Origin of the sequence: Parabacteroides sp. An277 (genome assembly GCF_002159645.1) — a bacterium.
Classification (GTDB): Bacteria; Bacteroidota; Bacteroidia; order Bacteroidales; family Tannerellaceae; genus Parabacteroides.
This window is the reverse complement of record NZ_NFJB01000070.1, coordinates 1-4,166: the sequence shown is the minus strand read 5'-3', so window position 1 is coordinate 4,166 and position 4,166 is coordinate 1. Positions and strand designations below refer to the sequence as shown.

Here is a 4,166-nt window from a genome sequence, read left to right as displayed (position 1 = left end):
AATACTAACGTATTTCTTTGGCTGCGGCGACTCTCGCGAGGGGCACTGAGCAGCTTATTAACTATTTATTAACAACTTAAATTTATAATGTTATGAACTTTAGTTCAATCATTTAACGACTACCTTGAACGATTCACCGTCTACCGAAACGACTGCGATACCTGCCGGAACTGCGATCGTCTCGTTATCCGAAGTAACCGTTTCGTTAGCTACGACCTTACCCAAGATGGTAGCAATCACTACGTTCTTGCCTTCGGCACCACGGATGATTACGGCACCGTCAGTTGCAACTACAGAAACTGCACCTTCTGCGGTGATGGATTCGTTGGCGGTAGCTTGGAGTTCGCTATCTTCCATTGTAAAGCGTTCTGCTTCGTCCAAGTTCTGAGTTACTACCAAGTTGCCATTTACCCAACGTAAGTAACCTGGAGTTACTTCCTTAGAAGCTTCAATCCAATGCCAGTTACCATTGTTGTCTTCAGCATAATTCCATTTCTTGTTGTAACCTAAGCCTGTTTCGATCACAAATTCATTATCTGTTTCGTCAATCATCTTGAACGCAAACTTAGCGAAGTTGAAATCAGCATTACCAACAGCTACTTTAGAAGTGATGTCACCAGCTTCGTTTGTAAAGAAGAGCGTATCATTCTGGTGGAAACCATCCACGAACGCCAACTTCGTTTCGCCATTGTAAGCAAATTTGTTGTTGTGTACGTCCTTGTTTGCTTCCGCAGAATCAACCATGTTCACCAAGAAGCGGCCGTCGATGCGGTCTGTGCGAACAGCGTCAGCGCAGTGGTCAACACCGTTTTCTTCACGCCATGCTTCTGTATTGTGTTCGTTATTGTACGGGCAATACCATTCGTTAGACAAGTTCGGTTGAACCATCAACAAATACTGGTAAGCATAGTTGCCAGCACGGTCAACATAAGCAGAATCTACATACAATGTCGGGTTGATATCCGTGTAAGCTACGCGGTTGCTGATACCCGCAAATTCGCCAGCTTCATAGATTACTTCGTCATTGTTCTTTACGCGAGAAAGGATAATGTTCGAACCTTGGTCAACCTTCTTATAAGTCGGAGCAGTAGCTTTATTAATGACGAACAAATCGTTTGCAATAGCTTCATACAATTCAGCATCTTTCAATACACCAGTCTTAGAAGTTGTACCGCCGATAATCTTAGTGCCATCAATCCACAATTGACTTGCATATACTTTGTATTCATCTTCTTTCATTGCGCCTTCATCTTCTTTCGTCAAGTTTGTACCCCAATTGTAGCGATTGTAAGAAACTAACTCATTACCTTCATAAACTGGGACATAACGATAAACCGGCACAATATTTACAGTACTATCTTCGCTGCCTCCAATCAGTTTGAATGCTACACGAGTTGCATCTACTTCTGATTCTTCGCATACATAGTAAGCATTACCTTCTGATTCCGTATAATTCTTACCATACAGATATTCATTCGTATCCGTATTCTTTAAGATGTAAGTCGGAATCTTCAATGCTGTATTCGGTGCATAATAATCATCTTCATAATCAGTAGCCGTTGTTGTTACCCAATCATTTACCGGAGCACCTACATAGTAAGTAATCGGAGTTTCAACTGTTACTGTATCCGGAATCAAACGAACTTTATCGTCACCATTATCCAATAACATGACAGTCGGCATTTCGATGCGCCATTCCGTAACCTCTTCACGATCGAGACCAATGCGATGTTTGTCCGTATGGTTCTCTACTACATTTAAGTAAGAGTCATCCAGCAAGTTCATCGCAATGTTATACGTATTAGCATTCAATTCAGCAGCCGTATAGCGTCTAAATCCATCTTCAGACTTGTAATCTGTAACCGGCTTAATAGCTAACGTATCTGTACCAGCTGAAGTTACGAATGCAAATGTTGTAGCATCAATCTGATACAAAGCACCGTTATTAAAGAACGTTGTGTTAGCTCTGTTATTCTCTCGATTAGTTACGATATAATCATCATCAGTACTATTGTAAGTGATAGCAAACTGTCCTTCCGGTTTCGTCAAGTCAATATTTTCTCTATCAACCCATTCAACAGCACCACCTTCTCCTAAGCCTAATACTTTCTCGAAGTGATTGTCTGTAAAGTTATGGTCTACTACATAATCATCCGTCTTATTAATAACTTCGATTGTATAGTAAGCAGGTTTCGTCAACCATTCTTTTGCATCTACCAAAGAACCGGCGTTCAATTTGATGATAATGCCATCTTCAATTAGATCTTGAGATTCAGCAGCTACCAATGTAGCATCTTCACCATCTGTTTGACGACCCAGTAACAAATCGTAATAAACAGCGCCATCAGGTTCATTTACCGTACCCGAAATCTTGATATCTGTGATGTTTGTTACTTCATCACCTGTTTGATTAGGCGTATAAGCAATACGGAAGTCTGTCAAATAAGGATTATAGCCCTTGCCCAAAAGCTCATTATCCTGAGCATCATCCCATTCTTTCGGAGTGATTGTGGTTAAAGCGAAGCCATACTTCTTTCCACCGAAGTGTAAAGGTTCCTTCGTATTGATAGCGATGATATTACCTTCTTCATTTACTAACATGAAATGTTCTTGTGTCTTCTCATCTACATAAGTAGCTTCACCGTTAGTATATGAAACCGAACGAACTGGGCGCAATTGACCTTTCAATTCACCTGTTATATCGATTTCCTTACCTTTTTCATTCTCATAAGTAACTTTCAGTGTAAAGTAATCGCCATAACGGTCAATCAATTGGTTCGCAAATACGTATGTTTCTCCCAGTTCACCCAAACCAAATTGGGTAGCTTCACCTATTGAAGAAACTTCCTTCAAATCAGAACCGTCGAAAGCAACATAACCTCCGTCCACACTTAATGTAACAATACCATCCGCAGGTAAAGCATATTTGTCTTCATTCCATGTAATATTATTAATGGTCACAAATTTACCACCAATTGCCAATGGTTCATTATCTGCATTCAGCAAACGAAGTTCGTATGTAGATTCAGAAGTAGCAACTTTACTGATTTTCCATACAAATTCCGGTGATTTACTATATATGGCCGGTTCCAAATCATGGTTGATGGCCACGCTTCCTCTCGCAAATAAAATAACTTCATTTGCATCTTCCTCTGCTGCATCAACTGTCCCCACAAAAGGAATAGGAGCGTTTGCAACCAATAAAGAAACAGAAGCAGTAGGAACACCACTAATAACCAAAACTGTACCATTCATGGATACAGCCTTCGGAGAAGTAGCAACGGTATAAGCTTGGTTCGTTGCATCCCAATCTAAAAACAAACCTGTTGCCACATTCTTATAACCGCCGTTGTATTCAACCCAAGCGTAATCAGCTTCGGTAGCTTCGGTCGGAGCTGTCGACGACTTTGTAATGGCACCGTCAACCACTCCCACATATTCGCTTCCCGAATACAACAAGAATGTACGAGATTCGCTTTCAACATCAGCGATGTTCTCTCCTGTAGGAGCGTTAGGAGCTTCCATATACAATTGGAAAGCTGAATAGTCGCCTTGAAGCTTTGCAAAACCTTTCGCTTGTTCACCCTTGTCACTACGGGTCAAATAGGCATTCTTTACCAATACATTTCCTGTTTTATCAGTTTTCCCTAAAGCTGTTTTGATTGTAACTAAAGTATTGTTTTCATTTGAAGATACAATCATAGTTTGCTTATAAGTAGCATTTTGTCCATTTTCTGTTGGGTAATTTGTGAAGAAAGTGCTTGATGCAGTGTTTCCCCAAGCATAAATGTTCTTTCCATTATACTCCAAGCTCCAGTTATTGCCATCTTTTACAAAAGTAACTTTGCTTTTAGCAATATTTCGGCTTGAGTATTTAGCAGTGTTCACTGTTTCATAGCTGTTGCCATCAACAGCATTAAAACATACTACAGAATCTCCTTCTGCCGTACCAAGGATGTAAGTTCCACCATCCAATAACAGCGAAGGGTCTGTAACTTTTACAAGCCCTGTCTGCGCTTGGATAGCACCACCTGCGAGTAAAAAACCCGCACATAATGTAAGTACTTTTTTGTTCATAAGATTTAAAATTTTAATTATACAAAAATGTTTGATTAATAAGTTCTTGATTAAATCTTACGAAGGTTAGTACAACGCACCCGGCTTTG

Annotated in this window: 1 protein-coding gene; it reads right to left on the bottom strand. The window is 40.2% G+C overall.

The genetic code is table 11. From position 1 onward, the window contains the following. Nucleotides 1-108 precede the first annotated feature (108 nt). Nucleotides 109-4,077, bottom strand: coding sequence for a DUF6383 domain-containing protein (locus B5F77_RS15200; protein ID WP_087332294.1), 3,969 nt, complete (start codon nt 4,075-4,077; stop codon nt 109-111). Nucleotides 4,078-4,166 lie beyond the last annotated feature (89 nt).

What these genes read in the sequence shown, in the direction of transcription:
- B5F77_RS15200 (WP_087332294.1), bottom strand. Translation starts at nt 4,077, where the DNA reads ATGAACAAAAAAGTACTTACATTATGTGCGGGTTTTTTACTCGCAGGT.